Annotated in this window: 16 protein-coding genes; 7 read left to right on the top strand and 9 right to left on the bottom strand. The window is 66.0% G+C overall.

Annotated elements, in window-relative coordinates:
• The first annotated feature begins 33 nt into the window (after positions 1-33).
• Positions 34-1,584 carry a flavin-containing monooxygenase gene (locus ACQR0W_RS20725; protein WP_409998680.1) on the top strand — a complete coding sequence of 517 codons (1,551 nt, stop codon included), beginning with the start codon at positions 34-36 and terminating at the stop codon, positions 1,582-1,584.
• A 174-nt stretch (positions 1,585-1,758) separates the two neighbouring features.
• Here ACQR0W_RS20725 and ACQR0W_RS20720 read toward each other — a convergent pair whose 3' ends face one another.
• Positions 1,759-2,211, bottom strand: a complete 453-nt coding sequence (locus tag ACQR0W_RS20720) for a MarR family winged helix-turn-helix transcriptional regulator (RefSeq protein WP_315825457.1) — start codon at positions 2,209-2,211, stop codon at positions 1,759-1,761.
• 100 nt (positions 2,212-2,311) lie between these two features.
• On the opposite strand from ACQR0W_RS20720, the gene ACQR0W_RS20715 reads away from it, so the two are divergent.
• From ACQR0W_RS20715 to ACQR0W_RS20705, 3 genes are all read left to right on the top strand, one after another.
• Positions 2,312-4,234, top strand: a complete 1,923-nt coding sequence (locus ACQR0W_RS20715; protein WP_315825095.1) for an FAD-binding monooxygenase — start codon at positions 2,312-2,314, stop codon at positions 4,232-4,234.
• A gap of 136 nt (positions 4,235-4,370) precedes the next feature.
• Positions 4,371-4,616 (top strand): PilZ domain-containing protein, encoded by a 246-nt coding sequence (locus ACQR0W_RS20710; protein ID WP_315712872.1) that lies wholly within the window; start codon positions 4,371-4,373, stop codon positions 4,614-4,616.
• Positions 4,617-4,700: 84 nt separating this feature from the next.
• Positions 4,701-5,570 carry a tetratricopeptide repeat protein gene (locus ACQR0W_RS20705; protein ID WP_315712870.1) on the top strand — a complete coding sequence of 290 codons (870 nt, stop codon included), beginning with the start codon at positions 4,701-4,703 and terminating at the stop codon, positions 5,568-5,570.
• Positions 5,571-5,701: 131 nt separating this feature from the next.
• Here the strand turns inward: ACQR0W_RS20705 and ACQR0W_RS20700 are convergent, their stop codons facing one another.
• The 4 genes from ACQR0W_RS20700 to cpaB are packed head-to-tail and all read right to left on the bottom strand — an operon-like array spanning position 5,702 to position 10,040.
• On the bottom strand, positions 5,702-6,970 hold the full coding sequence (locus ACQR0W_RS20700) for an AAA family ATPase (protein WP_315712868.1): 1,269 nt from the start codon (positions 6,968-6,970) through the stop codon (positions 5,702-5,704).
• Positions 6,967-7,704 (bottom strand): CpaD family pilus assembly protein, encoded by a 738-nt coding sequence (locus ACQR0W_RS20695; protein WP_315712867.1) that lies wholly within the window; start codon positions 7,702-7,704, stop codon positions 6,967-6,969. The genes ACQR0W_RS20700 and ACQR0W_RS20695 overlap by 4 nt, the downstream gene beginning before the upstream one ends.
• Before the next feature lie 33 nt (positions 7,705-7,737).
• Entirely contained in the window at positions 7,738-9,207 is a 1,470-nt protein-coding gene (locus ACQR0W_RS20690; RefSeq protein ID WP_315712866.1) for a type II and III secretion system protein family protein, read from the bottom strand.
• A gap of 17 nt (positions 9,208-9,224) precedes the next feature.
• Positions 9,225-10,040 (bottom strand): Flp pilus assembly protein CpaB, encoded by an 816-nt coding sequence (gene cpaB / locus ACQR0W_RS20685; RefSeq protein ID WP_315712864.1) that lies wholly within the window; start codon positions 10,038-10,040, stop codon positions 9,225-9,227.
• Between the two features lie 670 nt (positions 10,041-10,710).
• Between cpaB and ACQR0W_RS20680 the strand changes: the two genes are divergently transcribed.
• The 3 genes from ACQR0W_RS20680 to ACQR0W_RS20670 all read left to right on the top strand — a co-directional run bounded on the left by ACQR0W_RS20680 (position 10,711) and on the right by ACQR0W_RS20670 (position 12,885).
• Positions 10,711-11,403, top strand: a complete 693-nt coding sequence (locus tag ACQR0W_RS20680) for a PilZ domain-containing protein (protein ID WP_316186981.1) — start codon at positions 10,711-10,713, stop codon at positions 11,401-11,403.
• A gap of 176 nt (positions 11,404-11,579) precedes the next feature.
• Positions 11,580-11,735 carry a hypothetical protein gene (locus tag ACQR0W_RS20675; RefSeq protein WP_316186980.1) on the top strand — a complete coding sequence of 52 codons (156 nt, stop codon included), beginning with the start codon at positions 11,580-11,582 and terminating at the stop codon, positions 11,733-11,735.
• Between the two features lie 220 nt (positions 11,736-11,955).
• On the top strand, positions 11,956-12,885 hold the full coding sequence (locus ACQR0W_RS20670) for an aspartyl/asparaginyl beta-hydroxylase domain-containing protein (protein WP_315768730.1): 930 nt from the start codon (positions 11,956-11,958) through the stop codon (positions 12,883-12,885).
• A 142-nt stretch (positions 12,886-13,027) separates the two neighbouring features.
• Here ACQR0W_RS20670 and ACQR0W_RS20665 read toward each other — a convergent pair whose 3' ends face one another.
• The 4 genes from ACQR0W_RS20665 to galE all read right to left on the bottom strand — a co-directional run bounded on the left by ACQR0W_RS20665 (position 13,028) and on the right by galE (position 18,239).
• Positions 13,028-13,432: a hypothetical protein gene (locus ACQR0W_RS20665; RefSeq protein WP_315771443.1), complete on the bottom strand. Its 405-nt coding sequence runs from the start codon at positions 13,430-13,432 to the stop codon at positions 13,028-13,030.
• A 1,150-nt stretch (positions 13,433-14,582) separates the two neighbouring features.
• Complete coding sequence (locus ACQR0W_RS20660) at positions 14,583-15,284, bottom strand: fumarylacetoacetate hydrolase family protein (RefSeq protein WP_316166165.1); 702 nt, start codon at positions 15,282-15,284, stop codon at positions 14,583-14,585.
• 33 nt (positions 15,285-15,317) lie between these two features.
• On the bottom strand, positions 15,318-17,123 hold the full coding sequence (locus ACQR0W_RS20655) for an ABC transporter ATP-binding protein (RefSeq protein WP_316166166.1): 1,806 nt from the start codon (positions 17,121-17,123) through the stop codon (positions 15,318-15,320).
• 102 nt (positions 17,124-17,225) lie between these two features.
• Entirely contained in the window at positions 17,226-18,239 is a 1,014-nt protein-coding gene (galE, locus tag ACQR0W_RS20650) for a UDP-glucose 4-epimerase GalE (protein WP_316169700.1), read from the bottom strand.
• Between the last annotated feature and the right edge of the window lie 109 nt (positions 18,240-18,348).

The following is an 18,348-nucleotide window of genomic DNA, read 5'->3' as shown; positions in this document are numbered from 1 at the left end:
CGCTGATAGCGGAGGAGGGTTGACCGACGACGAATGCGCCGGCGATTTGACAGCGACGAGCCGGGTTGCGACTGTCCGCAGCCAGAGCAAGAAAGCCGCACCAGGAAACGCCAGGAACACCTCATGTCAACAGAGCATGTCGACGTGCTGATCGTCGGCGCCGGGCTGTCCGGCATCGCCGCCGCCTATCATCTGCAGCACAAGTGCCCGAGCAAGCGCTTCGCGATCCTGGAGGGGCGAGGCGCGATCGGCGGCACATGGGACCTGTTCCGCTATCCCGGCATCCGCTCCGACAGCGACATGTACACGCTCGGCTATTCGTTCAAGCCGTGGACCGATCCGAAGGCGATCGCCGACGGGCCGCAGATCCTGAAATACGTCCAGGACACCGCGACCGAGAACGGCATCGACCGCCACATCCGGTTCAACCATCGGGTCCGGCGCGCGTCGTGGTCGAGCGCGGACGCACGCTGGACCGTCGAGGCCGAGCGCCGGACGGAGCAGGGCACGGTCGAGACAGTGTCGATGACCTGCGGCTTTCTGTTCATGTGCTCCGGCTACTACCGCTACGAGTCGGGCTATCTGCCGGACTTCAAGGGCATGGCCGATTTCAAGGGCCGCATCGTGCATCCGCAGGCCTGGCCGGAGGATCTCGACTATGCCGGCAAGCGCGTCGTCGTGATCGGCTCCGGCGCGACCGCGGTCACATTGGTGCCGGCGATGGCCAAGTCCGCCGCGCATGTGACGATGCTGCAGCGCTCACCGACCTATGTGGTGTCGCGCCCGGCGCAGGACGCGCTCGCCAACAAGCTGCGCCGGCATCTGCCCGCTGGCCTCGCCTATCACCTGATCCGCTGGCGCAACGTGCTGTTCGGGATGTACTTCTTCCAGCTCAGCCGGCGCAAGCCGCAGCGGGTCAAGCAGCTGATCCTGGGCGGGGTGCGCGCCGCGCTGGGTCCCGATTACGACGTCGCCACCCATTTCACGCCGCGCTACAACCCGTGGGACCAGCGGTTGTGCCTGGTGCCGGATGGCGACCTGTTCAAGACCATTCGCGAGCAGCGCGCCTCGGTGGTGACGGCCGGGATCGAGACCTTCACCGAGCGCGGCTTGCGCCTCACCGACGGCCGCGAAATCGAGGCCGATATCGTGGTCACCGCGACCGGGCTGGTGCTGCAGGTGCTCGGCGGCATCGAGGTCGTCGTGGATGGCCGCACCGTCGATTTCGCCAAGACGCTCAACTACAAGGGCATGATGTATTCCGACGTGCCGAATCTGGCGGCGACGCTCGGCTACACCAACGCGTCGTGGACGCTGAAATGCGACCTCACCTGCGAATATGTCTGCCGTCTCCTGAACTACATGGACCGGCACGGCTATCGCCAATGCGTGCCGCACAATGACGATTCCACCGTTACGCCGCTGCCGTCGCTGAGCTTCAGCTCCGGCTATGTGCAGCGCGCGGTCGCCGACCTGCCGAAACAGGGCTCCAAGCGGCCGTGGCGGCTGTACCAGAACTACGCGCTGGATATCGTCTCGCTGCGCTTCGGCAAGGTCGACGACGGCGTGATGCGGTATTCGTGAGGGCAGGGGGGCACGAGCGGCGCTCGCCTCTATGACGTCAGCTTGGGGCGGCTCTCTCCACATCGTCATGGCCGGGCTGGATCCGGCCATCGATGTCGTTGGGCTTGGAAGAACGCGGATGCCCGGAACCGGTCCGGGGCATGACGGGTAAGCAACCAGCAGTTTTGCTTGGGCTTACCGCTCCGCCGCCCCCTCCCGCAGCGGCGCGCGGCTGAGATCGTTGCCGGCGGCGATCGCCTTCTGCATGAGGCGGACCAACTCCTTCGCCTCGGCCTCGCTGAGGCCGCGCACCATCAGCCGCTGCGCTGCCTCGACCGCCGGCGTGATCGCCTCCAGCGTCCTTCTCCCCTCATCGGTGATCAACAGCTCCCGTGACCGGCGGTCGCGCGCGCTCGCACGGCGGACGACGAGGCCCTTCTGTGCGAGCCGGTCGATCACTCCGGTGATCGTGGTGCGGTCATAGGCGATCAGGCCAGCGAGCGTGATCTGGTCGATGGCCGGGTTGGCCGCGATCGCCGCCAGCGCCGCATATTGCACCGGCGTCAGGTCGAAGCCGGCCGCTTCCACCTCCGCCAGGAACACCGCCACGGCGATCTGCTGAAACCGGCGCGCCAGGTGCCCCGGCATGTCCCGCATCTCGGTCAATTCGAATCTCCTGTCACCAGCTTGACAAGCATACTGATGATCAGCATACTGATCAATAAGAATGGCGAGGGAAGGTGGTCACGTGCAGTTTCATCTCAACGGCTTCCAGCCGGGCGATCCCGAGATCTTCGACGCGGCCGAACGTGTGGCGAGCGCCGGCGCGACCGGCCCGCTGCCGCCCGAGGCCGATGTCCTCATCGTCGGCTGTGGCCCCGCCGGGTTGAACCTCGCTGCCCAGCTTTCCGCTTTTCCGGACATCAGGACCTGCATCGTCGAGCAGAAGCCGGGCCGGCTGCTGCTCGGCCAGGCCGACGGCATCGCCTGCCGCACCATGGAGATGTTCCAGGCCTATGGTTTTGCCGAGAAAGTGCTGAGGGAAGCGTGCTGGATCAACGAGACCACGTTCTGGAAGCCGAGCGACCAGGACAGCAAGCATATCGCGCGCAGCGGTCGCGTGCAGGACGTCGAGGATGGCCTGTCGGAGATGCCGCATGTCGTGCTCAACCAGGCTCGGGTCCACGATTTCTTCCTGGACGTGATGCGCCGTTCGGCCGCGAAGCTCGAGCCGCACTACGCGCGGCGACTGCGTGATCTGCGGATCGATCCGGCCGCAGGCGTCGACGCGCACGGCGTGACCGTCAGCTTCGATCGCATAGACCCGGAGCATGAAGGCCAGGTGGAGACGGTGCGCGCGCGCTACGTCGTCGGCTGCGATGGCGCGCGCAGCGTCGTGCGCAAGGCGATCGGCCGCGAACTGCACGGGGATTCCGCCAACCACGCCTGGGGCGTCATGGACGTGCTCGCCGTGACCGATTTTCCCGACATCCGCTTCAAATCGCTGATCCAGTCCGCCAAGGACGGCAGCCTGCTGGTGATCCCGCGCGAGGGCGGCTATCTCGTCCGGCTGTATGTCGAGCTCGCCAAGCTCGAGGTCGGCGAGCGCGTGGCCGGGCGCAACATCACCGTCGACGAGGTGATCGCCAAGGCGCAGCGCATTCTCGCGCCGTATACGCTTGAGGTGAAGGAGGTCGCGTGGTGGTCGGTCTACGAGATCGGCCAGCGCATCACCGACAAGTTCGACGACGTGCCGGAGGCCGAGGTGGCAACGCGGCTGCCGCGCGTCTTCATCGCCGGTGACGCCTGCCACACCCACAGCCCGAAGGCGGGGCAGGGCATGAACGTGTCGATGCAGGACACGTTCAATCTCGGCTGGAAGCTCGCCGCCGTGCTGGGCAGGCGTTGCGCGCCGCAGCTCCTGCACAGCTATTCGGCCGAACGGCGGGCCATCGCCCAGGAGCTGATCGATTTCGATCGCGAATGGTCAGGAATTCTTGCCTCCGCCGCCAAGCAGGGCGGCGCCGACGCGGCCAAGACGCAGGACTATTTCGTCCGTCACGGCCGCTACACGGCGGGCACCGCCACGCACTATCGGCCCTCCGTCCTCACCGGCGACGACACCTTCCAGCCGCTCGCCACCGGCTTCGTCATCGGCAAGCGCTTTCACTCGGCGCCGGTCATCCGGCTCGGCGACGCCAAGCCGGCGCAGCTCGGACATGTCGTGCAAGCCGACGGCCGCTTCCGCATCTTCGCTTTCGCGGCCGCGGAGGATCCGGCCGCGCCGGGGTCCGCGATCCGCCGCCTGTGCACATTCCTCAGCGAGGATTCGGCCTCGCCCGTGCGCCGCCACACCCAGGTGGGCGCCGACATCGACTCCGTGATCGATCTGCGCGCGGTGTTCCAGCAGGGGCATCGCGAACTCGCGCTCGAACGAATGCCGGAGCTGCTGCTGCCGCGGAAGGGCCGTTACGGTCTTATCGACTACGAGAAGATGTTCTGTGCCGATCTGAAGAGCGGCCAGGACATCTTTGCGATGCGCGGCATCGATCGCGCCGCGGGCTGCATCGTGATCGTGCGGCCCGATCAGTATGTCGCCGACGTCCTGCCGCTCGACGACGTCGGGAGGCTGTCGGCGTATTTCGATCGTGTGCTGCTGCCGGTCCGCTGAGGGATGCAGAGGGTAAACGAAACCCAAATCCGGTCGCCGGATTTCCGGGCTTGGCGCTAGCCAGATCCCAAGGTTTCCTCGCTACAAACGAGGTCTCCGGATTGGACGATTGAGTGGGTGAGACGTCGAAATGTTGATGTTGGCGAACCGTCGCAAGAGTGAACGTCGGCTGTGCAGGAGGATCGCGAAGATTCACTATGGCAACGGCAGCCTGCCGCGGGACTGCACGGTCACGGATATTTCCGACGGCGGCGTCAAGGTGATCGCCGAATTCGTCGAGATTCCCCCGCAGTTCACCATCGTCTTCGCGCCCGACCACCAGCGCAAGTGCCGGCTGGCTTGGCGCATCGGCTGCGAGTTCGGCGCCGAATTCATCGATTGAGCGGGCCGGCCGCGCCCGCTTAACGGGACCTTAGGGTTAATCTGCCAGCGTGCAGATCATCTGGTCCCGAAGTAGTTCAGTTGCATGCGTACGCGGCCCCTTCGCTCTCTCCCTCTGCTCCGGCCGGCCGCGTTCGCGCTGTCGTTCACGGCCGTGCTGCTCGGTCTCGGCGCCTGCCAGACCACCGATCTCAGCGAGGTCACGGGGGCACTGGGCGGCAATCCCGAAAAGAGCCGCGCGGCCGCCGCCGACCCGCGCGCCGAGATCGACCAGCTCCGCGAGCGCTTCCGCGCCAATCCCAACGATCCCGAGGTGGCGCTGCGCTATGGCAGCGCCCTGCGCGGCACCGGCCAGCGCTCGCAGGCGGTCGCCGTGCTCGAGCAGGCGACGATCGCCAATCCCGGCAACAAGGCGCTGCTGGCGGCCTTTGGCCGCGCGCTTGCCGACAACGGCAATTTCCAGCAGGCGTTCGACGTGCTCAGCCGCGCGCATTCGCCCGAGGATCCCGACTGGCGCATCCTGTCGGCGCAGGGCGCCACGCTCGACCAGATGGGGCGCAACGAGGAGGCCCGGCAATACTACATGACGGCGCTGAAGATCGCCCCTGACGATCCTTCCGTGCTGTCCAATCTCGGTCTCTCCTATGCGCTCTCGAACGAACTGCCGAAGGCCGAGGAGCAGTTGCGCAAGGCCAGCGCGCACCCCGATGCCAGCCCGCGGGTCCGGACCAATCTCGCCGTCATCGTCGGCCTGCAGGGCCGGATGAGCGAGGCCGAGAGCATCGCGCGTTCGGGGCTGCCGCCGGAGCAGGCCAGCGCCAGCGTCGCCTATGTCAAGCGCATCCTGGAGCGCCGCAAGATCGCGCAGCGCGAGCTGTCGCCGCGCCGCGACCGTCCGGTGGCCGGCGAGCCCGACAAGGCGCTGGCGCGGGCACTCAGCCGGTCCGACGACTAGAGCATGATCCGGAAAGTGGAAACCGGTTTTCCCTCGCGACAAACGCCAACGGCATTTACGCGGAGATCATGCCCAAACAAAGAGATGAGATCATGATGCGAGTCCCTGGAATCGCATCATGATCTCAGGCGCTATTTCGCGCCGAGCAGTTTCGCGATCGGCGCCAGCAGCGAGCCGCGCTGCGGCTTGTGGTCGATCCGTCCGGTGAGCCGGTTCGCGATGTCCTGGAACAGTTTTGGCGTGCGGCTCAGCCCCGATATCTCCGCGATCATCTGGCCGTTGTTGGCGGCGGTGCCGAACAGTTTGCAGTCGAACGGGATGACCGCGACCGGCTCGGCCTCGACGGTCTTGGCGAAGCGCTTCAGGTCGATCTCCGGCCGCTTGGGCATGCCGACCTGGTTCAGGCAGTACAGCGGCGGCCGGTCGTTGGGACGGGAGGCCTTGAGCACGCCGAGCAGGTTCTTGGCGTTGCGCAGGTTCGCCAGATCGGGCTCGGCGACCACCAGGATGTCGTCGGCATTGATCAGCGCATGCCGCGTCCAGGCCGACCATTGGTGCGGCACGTCGAGCACGATGCATTGCTGGGTCATGCGCAGGGTGTCGAAGATCGCGTCGAACGCGTCGGCGCCGAAATCATAGACGCGGTCGAGCGTCGCGGGCGCGGCGAGCAGGTTGAGATTTTCGGTGCATTTGGCGAGCAGGCGCTCCATCAGCGCCGTATCCGGCCGGTCCGGCTGGAACACGGCGTTGGCGATGCCCTGCAGCGGATCCTGGTTGTAGTCCAGCCCTGCGGTGCCGAACGCCATGTCGAGATCGATCACGACCGAATCCAGCGTCAGGTCGCGCGCCATGCTCCAGGCGACGTTGTGGGCGACGGTGGAGGCGCCGACGCCGCCCTTGGCGCCGACCACGGCGATGATGCGGCCGGTGATGACGGCCTCCGAGGCCGAGAACAGGCTGCAGACCGAGCGGATCACGTCGATGGTCTCGACCGGGCCGAGCACGTAGTCGTTGACGCCGCGCCGGACCAGCTCGCGATAGGCGACGCCGTCGGACGGGCTGCCGATCAGCACCACGCGGGTGCCGGGATCGCAGACGCTGGCGAGATCGTCGAGGCCGCCGAGAATGTCGCCGCCGGGCCTGGTCTCGATCACGATGACGTTCGGCGTCGGCTGCGAATGATAGGTCTCGATGGCGCGCGGCATGCCGCCCGCCTTGATCGTGATGTGCGCCTTGCCGAGCCGGCGGTCCTGGCTCGCGGCGAGGATCGCGGCCGAGGTCTGGTCGGTTTCGCAGAATGCCTGCACCGAGACGCGCGGGACCGGCGCGATGTGATCGTCGAGGGCCGGGCCGGTGGGGCCGGGCTGCTCATCCTGGCTCTGACGGGACGCGTTGATCATTTGCCTGTATCGCTGAGCTTGGCCTTGTCGGACTCCGGATACGCCACCGCCGTCGACTCGCCCTTGCGGTACTTCTCGAACAGCGCGGAGCGGCGCGGCGTGTAGGCGGCCATCTCCGAGCGCGGCTGCTCGAGATCGGCCGGGTTGTCGATCATCGCAGCGAGGTTGCGCTGCGTGGCGCAGCCGAAATTCTGATAGTGCTGGTTGCTGCTGTAGCCGGGATTGCTGAAGTTCGGCCCGAGGTCGTCGGGCCACAGCCCGCAGGGACCGGCGACGGCGGCGATCTTCGGATAGCTCAGCCGGATGACGGCGAGCTGCCGCGGATCGTCGGGCATGGTGTTGCGCAGGGTGATCGCGTGCGAGGGAACGCCGCCGGCGGTCAGCACGGCGCGGATCTCGCGGTAGGCGTCGGCCGCGGCGCGCGCATTCGACGTGCCCGTCGGCACCTCCGCCATGATCCCGCCGGTGCCTTCGCGCAGCCATGAGCGCGCGAGCCCCGCGACGTCCACGCGCTGCTGGTAGGTCAGGCCGCCGCGGCCGCTGCCGATGAAGACGACGGTCGACTGCCGGCCTTCCTCGATCGCGATCGGATGGCGGATCTTGTAGTCGTCCGGGATCGTCGCGACGACCTCACCGGTGGTGGTGTTGCAGGCGCCGAGCGTGAGCGCCAGCCCCGCGATGGCGACGATCCGGCGCAGCGCGCGCCTGCCGTCTGGTATGGATGTTGCCGACATGATCGTTCCCCCGTGCCCCGTCGTCCCGCAATCTCAGTCGATGATGAAGCCGAAGCCGGCCGGCTGCCCCGTGGCCGCGTCGACCCTGGCGGCGATGCCGTACAGCCGGTTCATGCGGCCGAGCAGCGCCGACTCCGAGTCGGTGGCCGGCGCGAAGCCGTCGTCCGGACGCGACAGCTCCTTCTGGGCGACGGCGCGCACGACATAGGGCGTCACCAGCACCATCAGCTCGGTCTCGTTGTTGACGTAGTCCTGGCTGCGGAACAGCTGGCCGAGCACCGGCAGCTGGTTGAGCCCGGGCAGGCCGTTGATCGCCTGCTTGGTCTGGTTCTGGATCAGGCCGGCCATCGCCATCGAGCCACCGGAGGGGATCTCGACCGTGGTCTCGGCGCGGCGGGTGCGGATCGCGGGGATCGTCACCGACGAGGTCGAGGCCGAGGTCAGCGCATAGGACACCGTGATCGCGTTGTCGTTCGACAGCTCCGACACCTCCGTCATCACCCGGAGGCTGATGCGGCCTTCGCCGAGCACGACGGGCGTGAAGTTGAGCGAGATGCCGAACTTCTTGTAGGTGATCGACGTGCTGCAGACCCGCGTGGTGGGATCGCAGGAATAGCCGCCGGGAATCGGGAACTCGCCGCCCGCGATGAAGGTCGCGGATTCGCCGGAGATCGCGGTCAGGTTCGGCTCGGCGAGCGTCTTGACGACACCGGCCGTCTCCATGGCGCGCAGCGTCGCCGAGACCGACGACAAGCCGCCGCCGGTGGCGGAAAGGCCGTTGGGGCCGACCAGCGACTTGCCATAGGCGGTGAACGGGTTGGTGTTGTTGAAGTTCACCACCGCGGTGCCGTAGTTCAGGCTGGCGCTGAGATCGATGCCGAGCTGCTTGACGATCTCGCGCCGGACCTCCGACACGTTGACCTTCAGCATCACCTGATCGCGGCCGCGCACGACGATCGAGTTGACCACCTTGTCGGCACCGCCGACCAGGCGTGCGGCGATCTCGCCGGCCTGCTGCGCCTCGACCGGGCTCGACACCGATCCGGTCAGGATCACGCCTTCGCCGACGCCGTCGATCTTGACGCCGGGAATGCTCTGGCTCAGCGCCTGGCGCACGCCGTTGAGATCGCGCTTGATCGCGATGTCATAGGCCGCGACCTGCTGTCCCTCGCCGTCGAAGAACACGACGTTGGTCTGGCCGACTGCGGCGCCGATGATGTAGGCGCGTCGGGCCGAACGGACGACGGCGTTGGCGACCTTGGGATCGGCCACCAGCACGTCCTTGACGTCCTGCGGGAAGTCGACGACCACCGACTTGCCGATGCCGAGCGAGAGGAAGCGCACCTTCGACGAGCCGACCGAAACCACCGGCGTCTCCAGCCTGTCGTCGGCCGCCTTCACCGGCGTCAGCGCCGGATTGAGCGCAAGCCCGATCACGGCCGATGTCGATAGCGCGCGGACGACCCACGTCCCGAACTTTGCGCGTTGATGCCCACCCATCATCTTCCTCGTCCTTTCGGTCACTTCTGCGCCGTCAGCGAGCTCGTGATCCCATAGCGAATGATCTCGATGGCGCTGCCCCGACGCGCCATCTGCTGCTGCTGTTGCTGCGCCTCGGTCTTGTTGCCGTCGGCGGCGTTCACGTCGGCGATGCTGCGCAGCGCCAGCGCCAGCGAGCCGGCCTGTCGCGCGCGCGCCAGGGTCTCGGCCTGCTCGGGCCTGAGCTCGAGCGTCACCGTCTTGCCGACGACGGTGTTCTGGCCTTCCTTCTCCTTCGGCGCCTGATCGATCGCGAGCACGCGGACGTTGGAGAGAATGATCTCGGAGCTGACGAAGTCGGCGGCGCCGGGCTTGTCAGGGTTCTTGTCGCGCTTCGACAGGATGACGTCGACGCGGTCGTTCGGCAGGATGAAGCCGCCGGCGCCGGTCTCGGGCGAGATCTCGGTGGAGATCGCGCGCATGCCCGCGGGCAGGATCGCCGCCATGAAGCCGGAGCCGTCCGCCTTCACCAGCTTCTGCTCGCGGATCGGCTCGCCGATCACGAACGGCGAACGGGCGATGGTGCCGACCAGCTGATTGGCCGCCTCGGGACGGTCGCCGCGCCGGATGAAGATGTTGCTCGCGGCCTCGGGCCAGGTCTGCCAGATCAGGTCGCCGGGCTTGATCGCCTGTCCGAGCCCGATGTCGGTCTTGGCGACCAGCACCTCGACCGTCGGCAACTGCACGACCGGCGCCACGGGCGCCTGCCGCTGGCCGTCGGAATTGCTGACCAGATAGGCCGCAACGCCGCCCGCGCCGAGAGCGATGGTTAACACCACGATGCGTGCGGTCATCATACGCGTGACTACTTTGCTTACTCATACGCCCGGGGCGACGCGCGAGCCGACTGACAGCCGTCCCCCTCACTTACGACTAAGCGGCAATAGTATATGCGAAATTGAACAGCATAGGCGGCAGCCGCTGCCGTGCGGACCGATTGCGCAAGTGGTGAACAGGTTGTTAGCGAGCAAATAGCGAAACGACACGAACGTGTTAGCTGTTTGCTGGCAGCGCGGTTGCGCGCGCTGATAGTTGCTCATCTGATTGAATGAAATTGTGAGTTGCAGCTGCGCCTCAGTGGCCGCGCGTCAGAGTGAATCATTGACTAATCGCGTTGGACGCGAACGCACGCTCATCGTGAGCCGGTGTGCGTCGTGGCGCGATGGCGCCGCGGCTGATGCGATCAGCCGCTCGTGCCCGGACGAACAAGTGCCGCGCCGCACCGTAATCCGACGGGCCGACATTTTCAGAAAGCAGAAACGGGTTGGACATACGATTCCGTTGAGCGGGATTTCCGTTTCGGATTCAGATTTCCTCAAGAATTTGCGCGCACGGTCCGGGGCATGGCGGCTTTGCCCATTTCGAGTTAGTTCGACCGAAAATGCACGCAGAAATTGTAACAGGCATATCGTGCCTCGGCGGGGGCCGGGCCATCGGGGACATCATGGGTTCGAGGGGAGACGTGCAATGTCGGTTGCTCGATTCCTGAAGCAGCGCGCGGTCAGGATTCAGACGGTCGGGTCCTACACGCTTCCGAACTGGTATTCGCCGGAAGGACGGCTGCGATCCTTCGCCTGCCGCACCACGCGGGTGTCGCCGTTCCGCGCGCTGCTCGAGGTGCCCGTGGTCGGCAAGGTCGGCGATCGCCTGACCTCGTATTTCCGCGACTTCGGCAAGTTCGAAGGCGAGATCAGCGACACCGTGCATGGCGGCTTTCTGCTCGAGCTGGAGATGACGCGCGCCGAGCGCGCCAAGCTCGCCGAGAAGCTGGTCTGGCTGGAGAAGAAGCAGAAGGATCCGTCGATCCGCGATTCCCGCCGCGATGCGCGCTTCGTGCCGAACTCGCCGCATTCGGCGCTGACGCTCGCCGACGGCAGCTGCATCCCGTGCTTCGTGATTGATGCCTCGATGTCCGGCGCCGCGGTCTCGGCGGAGATCCAGCCGGAGATCGGCACGCCGCTGGCGGTGGGCAGTTGCATCGGCCGTGTCATCAGGCATTTCCCCGACGGCTTCGCCGTCCGCTTCGTCGACCAGTTGCCAGGCGCCAACGAGCTCGAACGGCGGGTCATCACGCCGCCGGTGCGCCCGATGCGGCGGAAGCTCGTGGTCCACGGCGATGACCGCCTGATCGGGGCGCCGGAGGACTTCTTCCTGGTGTGACGGCGGCGCTCCTGCGGCGCTCGACGGCGGCCGCGCCGGCCTGCGCGGTTTCGCGTATGGAGCGGCGGCAGGAATCGCGGCATGGGAACCGGCGGCCGTCCGCACGGTTAACGCGATGTTAATCGGCATCGTGACAGCTTGCGCGTGCCGGGTGCATTGCCAGGAGGACCAGTCCCATGGAGGCCCAGAAGACCGCGGTGGATGCCATCGTCGTCCTCACCGGCTACGACCGCGACGCGGTGGCCGCCTTCATCCGCCGCATGTATCTGGCCGGCGTCCGGGACCCCAAGCGGCTGACCTTCAAGGGCCTGCAGGAGCTGACGCGGGCTTAGCGCGATCGCGAGCCGGGGCCGGCGGCTGTTGCAGCCGGGTCACGCCGCAGAACTTTCAACCCCGATTCCCGTTCACAACCCTCGTGCGAAGGGATGCGGCCGGTCGCGCTTGCGGCTAAATTGAGGCCCTTGGCCGGCATCAGAGCACCCCTTCGATCTCGCCCAGAAGGCGACACATCTGCGCAACACGCTCTGAGCGGCCGGATCATGGGTCCCGGACATGCTCAGACAGCTCTTCGCGCCACAGCTCATCGGCCTCTACATCCTGATCGGGGCCACCATCTACGTCCACTTCCGCGGCAAGCAGCGGCTGCGCTTCGCCCGCCAGCTCGGCGACCACTCCACCTATCTCGCCCCCTACAATGTGCTGATGTATGCCGGCTCGGCTGTGCCCAACACGCCGGTGATCCCGGTGGAGCAGTTTCCCGAGTTGAAGAAGCTCACCGATAACTGGCAGACCATCCGCGAGGAGGCGGTACGCCTGTTCGACGAGGGCTTCATCCGCGCCGCCGCCGCCAACAACGACTGGGGCTTCTACTCGTTCTTCAAGAGCGGCTGGAAGCGCTTCTATCTGAAATGGTACGACGACTTCCTACCGTCGGCGCGTACGCTGTGTCCGAAGACGGTCGAGCTTTTGAACTCCATCCCGAACGTGCATGGCGCGATGTTCGCGATGCTGCCGCCCGGCGGCAAGCTCGGCGCCCACCGCGATCCCTTCGCCGGCTCGCTGCGCTATCATCTGGGGCTCGTCACGCCGAACTCCGACAAGTGCCGCATCCTGGTCGACGGCGTGCCCTGCGTCTGGCGCGACGGCGAAGCCTTCATGTTCGACGAGACCTTCATCCACAGCGCCGAGAACGCCACCGACGTCAACCGCATCATCCTGTTCTGCGACGTCGAGCGCCCGATGAAGCTCGGCTTCATCGCCGCCATCAACCGCTGGGTCAGCCACCACATCGTCAAGGCCTCGGCGACGCAGAACGTCGACGGCGAGCACGTCGGCGTGCTGAACAAGGTGTTCGGCAAGCTGTATGAGCTTCATCTGGCCACGCGGAAGGTGAAGGCGTGGAACAGGACGGTGTATTATGCGGCGAAGTACACGTTGACGGTGGCGATCGTCGGCGCCATCGTGGTGTCGGCGTTTCGGTGAGATTGGGGAGTAGGGCGGATTAGCGGAGCGTAATCCGCCGCTTCTTCTCCGCGGAGGGACGGCGGATTACGCCTTCGGCTAATCCGCCCTACGCGTTCCAAAGATGGGTTCGGAACGGACGTTCGCGGTCACTCTGCCGTGGTCAGGGGTATGGCGGGTGCCAAATCGCAAATGGCGGGCTCCATTGGCCGGAATCGTTCAGTACGAGCAGGACCGCAGCGCCACGCGCCGCCGAGGTCCCATTGAAGAGCGAGAACTGGATGCTGTGGTCATTTCGTTCCTCTCCCTTGAAGAACGCCGAAGTCTTCATCGCCTTCGACGCCACGTCGGCCGTACAACCTTCCGCGGGAAGGTGACGGTGCACGACCGAAAGAACTTCATTCAAGTCTCGAGGGTGCTGCGCCAGTAGATTGTCGATCTTCAAGACGAACGTGGAAAGTTGGCTTTCACAGTTAGCGCGCCCGGCATCTTGCGCGTTGGTTGAGGGCGTGCCACCCGAGACGCCAACGAGTGCTGCTGCCAACGCCACTATCAATTTTCTCTGCATCTACTCCACCTGGGCTCAGGTACCTTGCCGCAATCGACGCAAACGGCAAATGGATGGCCAAGACGTTGAGATCTCGATGATTGTGTTATTGCCTACGTCAAGCCCGGCCGCTATCGGCGCAGCGATGGTTCGTTAAGCGGAATCTAACGGAGCTAAGACTGTCCGCTGTGCGGATCACCATCAGGGGACTGCCGACCTCTTCTAAAAAGATACGAGCTGCTTGACAATTTCGCCAAATCAGCATTATGGTCCGCCCCATCCCGTTGCACGGTAGGGGACGGTTCGCGGTCGTCACGGACGTTGGCAGCGGGGAGCGGTGGACGCGGGGCGGCGGCGTGTGATGAGCACGGACGAACGCTTTCCTCGTGGACGGTGAAGGCGTGTGGTTCTGATACTCCGATGCTAGTATCAACGTTGCGACAAAGCTTCGCTTTGCGCAGCGGATGGTGGCCAGAAAGCCCGGTGCACCAGGAAGAGCGCGCTATAGCCCGTTAAAACCATCGCGCGGGGAAGGCCGGGTGTGTTCGGCCAGACCTGTGGTGACTGCCGCCTGCTTTTTTTCTGCAGGCGGGCCACGGGCGCGGCCAGCGCCCGGCCTTCCCTGCGCCCTCCATCTGGAGAGGGCGGGAATTGGAGCATCACTCGGGCGCGGAATGCGTCGCGAGAAGGTGGGTGCTCGTCTCTTCCTTGATGCTGTTTGAGATTGTGGATCAGTGTTGCCGCTCGGCCGGTCCCACCCTCCCCTGGAGGGGGAGGGTCGCTCGCGCGCGAAGCGGGCGAGCGGGGTGGGGTGATCTCTCCACGCGCACCGGTGCCAGAGGAGAGATCACCCCACCCCGCCTCACGTGTCGCTTCGCTCCTCGTGAGGCGACCCTCCCCCTCCAGGGGAGGGTGAACCAGTCCTCGGCTGCGATTGGGCTTCAATGAAGGAAAGCCGTTCAGGGCGCGGACTGCGTCGCGAGAGCGTGGATGTTCGTCTCAGCCTGAACGCTGTTGAGATTGTGGATCAGATGATGTCGCAAAGCAGGTCTGACCCTCCCCCTCCAGGGGAGGGTGACCCCGGTGCCTGGCTGCGATCGGGCGCCAGACCGAAAAAAGCCGCGCAGAGCGCGGCCTTTTTGGAAGTGTTGCGAGGGACCGTGGGCGCCGCTTACGCCGCCGCAGGCCCGATCGAGACCTTCAGTGTGCCCACGCCGTCGACGCCGCATTCGATCTTGTCGCCCGGAACGACCGCCGCGACGCCGGCGGGCGTGCCGGTCATGATGATGTCGCCGGCGGCGAGCTCGACCTGCTGGGAGAGCTTCCAGATGATCTCCGGCACGTTCCAGATCAGCTCGGAGAGGTCGCCGGTCTGGCGCTCGGTGCCGTTGACCGACAGCCAGATCTTGCCCTTCGCGGGGTGGCCGATCTTGGCCGCGGGCTGGATGGCCGAGCAGGGCGCGGAATGGTCGAACGACTTGCCGACCTCCCAGGGGCGCTGCATCTTGCGGGAGGCGAGCTGCAGGTCGCGGCGGGTGAGGTCGATGCCGACGGCGTAGCCGTAGACGTGGTCGAGCGCCTTGTCGGTCGGAATGTTGAGGCCGCCGCTCTTCAGCGCGACCACCAGCTCGACCTCGTGATGCATGTCCTTGGTCAGCGGCGGGTAGGGGATCACGGCGCCGTCCGGCTCCAGCATGTCGGCATGCTTGGCGAAGAAGAACGGCGGGTCGCGCTCGTCATTGCCCATCTCGCGGATGTGCTCGAGATAGTTGCGGCCGACGCACCAGATGCGGCGGACCGGAAAGACGCCGGCTTCGCCGACGACGGGAAGCGAAGGCTGCGGGAAGGCCGGGATGACGGTGGAGGCGCTCATGAAATGGATCTCGGGTGCGGTGAAATAAGCGGGTCAGGAGGTTGCGGTCATGGGGATGACGTTAGGCCCCATGTCGCGCTGTTGCAGGCGGAAGAACGAAGCATAGCGGCCGCCACGGCGCAACAGATCGTCATGCCGGCCGCGCTCGACGATCTCGCCGGCTTCGACCACCAGGATGGCGTCGGCGTTCATGATGGTGTGCAGGCGATGCGCGATGACGATGGTGGTGCGGTTCTGGCAGAGATGCTCGATCGCCTCCTGCACCTGGCGCTCGGATTCGGAGTCCAGCGCCGCGGTGGCCTCGTCGAGCAGGATGATCGGCGCGTTGCGGATCAGCGCGCGGGCGACCGCGATGCGCTGGCGCTGGCCGCCGGAGAGCTGGGTGCCGTGCTCGCCGACCGGCGTGTCGTAGCCAAGCGGGAAGCTCATGATGAAGTCGTGCGCGCAGGCCGCCTTCGCCGCCTCGATGATCTCGGCCTCGGTCGCGCCGGGCTTGCCGAAGGCGATGTTGGCGCGGATGCTATCGCGGAACAGGTAGACGTCCTGGCCGACATAGGCGGCCTGCTCGCGCAAGCTACGGCGCGACACCTGCGCGATCGACTGGCCGTCGATCAGGATGTCGCCCGCGGTCGCCTCGTAGAACCGCAGCAGCAGCGCCAGCACCGTCGACTTGCCGCCGCCGGACGGGCCGACCAAAGCGGTGACCTTGCCGGGCTCGGCCGTGAAGCTCATGCGGTTGAGCACCGGCTCGTTGTCGCGATAGGCGAAGGAGACGTCGCGCAGCTCGATCTTGGCCTGCGTCAGCTTCAGCGCCGGCTTGTCGTCGTCCGGCTGCTCGCTGGCGGGGCTGTCGACCACTTCGAGCAGCATGCGGGCGCCGACGAGCTGGCTGTTGAGATCGATGTTGAGCCGCGCCAGCCGCTTCGCCGGCTCGGTCGCCATCAGGAAGGCGGTCATGAACGAGAAGAACTGGCCGGGCGTGGCGTTGAGCGCGACCACGGCATAGCCGCCGTACATCAGGCAGCCGGCGACGGCGAAGCCGCCGAGCATCTCCATCAGCGGGTTGGAACGGTTGGAGACGCGGGCCATCTTGTTGGCGTTGCGCTCGACCACTGCGATGTTCTCGTCGATGCGGGCGCGCATCGCGTCCTCGAGCGTGAACGCCTTGACGGTGCGGATGCCCTGCAGCGATTCCTGCATGGTCTCCAGGATGTCCGCATTGCCGGTAAACTGGCTGTGCGCGAGGCCCTTGATGCGCTTGACCAGCTTGCGCAGCACCAGCATCGCCGGCGGCACGACGACGAGGCCGAGCAGCGACATCCAGGGGTCCTGCGCGACCATCACGGCGATCATGCTGATCAAGAGCAGCAGGTCGCGGCCGATCGCGTTGATCAGCATGGTCAGGACGTCGGTGATCGACTTGGCGCCGGCGGTGAGGCGGGCGAGGAACTCCGACGAGTGCCGCTCGGAGAAGAAGCCGATGCTCTCGCTCATCAGCTTCGCGAACAGCGCGCGCTGGTTGTTGGCGAGGATCGCGTTCGAGATCTTCGACAGGATCACCGCGTAGCCGTAGGTCGAGACGCCCTTGACGAACAAGAGCAGCACGGTGACGCCGGAGAGCACCGCGATGCCGGGGATGCTCTTGTCGACATAGGCCTTGTTGATGACCTGGCCGAGGATGTAGGCGGCGCCGGCGCTGGCGCCGGCCGAGACCGCCATCAGCGCGAAGGCGGTGAGATAGCGGCGCCAGTAGAGAATGCCCTGTTCCATCACGAGGCGGCGGATCAGGATCGCGGCGCCATAGGGATCGTCGGTGATCTTCTTCGGAAATTCGGCCATTCTGGTCCCTGGCCGCCGGGACAAATCGCCGGGCGGACAGCAGTGCTTGCCCGCTCGGGGCGGCTTTTTCAAGCCCCCCGGCGTCCGGCTAAGTCGTTGATTCTAGGCCGAGGCCCGCTGCAGCACGCCGCTGTGGCGTTCCAGGAACAGTTTCTCCTCCCAGGCCAGCGCATGGGCGGCGATCGTTTCCAGATCGTCATAGATCGGCGTCCAGTCGAGCAGCGCCTTCAGACGGCTGGTGTCGGCGACCATGCTCATGATGTCGCCGGGGCGCCGCGGCGCGTATTGGACGGGAATGGCGCGGCCGGAGACGCGCCGGACGGCCTCGATGGTCTCGAGCACGGAATAGCCGCGGCCGTACCCACAATTCAGCGTGACCGAGCTGCCGCCGGCGCGCAGATAGGCCAGCGCGGAGCGGTGCACCTGGGCGAGATCGCAGACATGGATGAAATCGCGGATGCAGGTGCCGTCGGGGGTCGGATAATCCGTGCCGAAGACGTCGATCTTGGCGCGCTGGCCGGTGGCGACCTCCATCGCGATCTTCATCAGGTGCGTCGCGCCGACGGTGGCAAGCCCGGCTCGTCCGAACGGATCGGCGCCGGCGACGTTGAAGTAGCGCAGCACCACGTAGTTGAGGTCATGTGCCGAGGCCACGTCGTGCAGTATGATCTCGGCCATCAGCTTCGAGGTGCCGTAGGGCGAGGTCGGACGGGTCGGCGCGCTCTCGGGCACCGGCACCTCGTTCGGATTGCCGTAGACGGCCGCGGTCGAGGAGAACACGAAGCGGCTGACGCCGCGCTTGACCGCCGCATTCAACAGGCTGCGCGTGGTCATGGTGTTGTTGCGGTAGTAGAGCAGCGGATCGCGCACCGATTCCGGCACCACGACCGAGCCCGCCAGATGGATGATGCTGTCGACGCCGTGCTGGCCGATGACGCCGTCGACGAGATTTTCATCGCCGGCATCGCCGATGAACAGCGGCACGCCGTCGGGCACGAAGGCGGAAAAGCCGCTCGAAAGGTTGTCGATCACCACGACGCTTTCGCCGGCTTCCGCCAGCGCGAGCACCATGTGGCTGCCGATATAGCCGGCGCCGCCGGTCACGAGCACGGTCATTGTTTGACGCGATCCCTGTTTGTTTCCGGCAGACTAACGCCCGCGAAATGAACGACCTGTTGCGTGCATAGCGAACTGGCGGCGATGCTTAATGTTGCGTATAGGGAAC

Source organism: Bradyrhizobium sp. HKCCYLRH1034, from assembly GCF_051168375.1.
GTDB lineage: Bacteria > Pseudomonadota > Alphaproteobacteria > Rhizobiales > Xanthobacteraceae > Bradyrhizobium.
The sequence above is the reverse complement of the archived record's forward strand: the minus strand, read 5'-3'. Positions and strand labels throughout refer to the sequence as shown.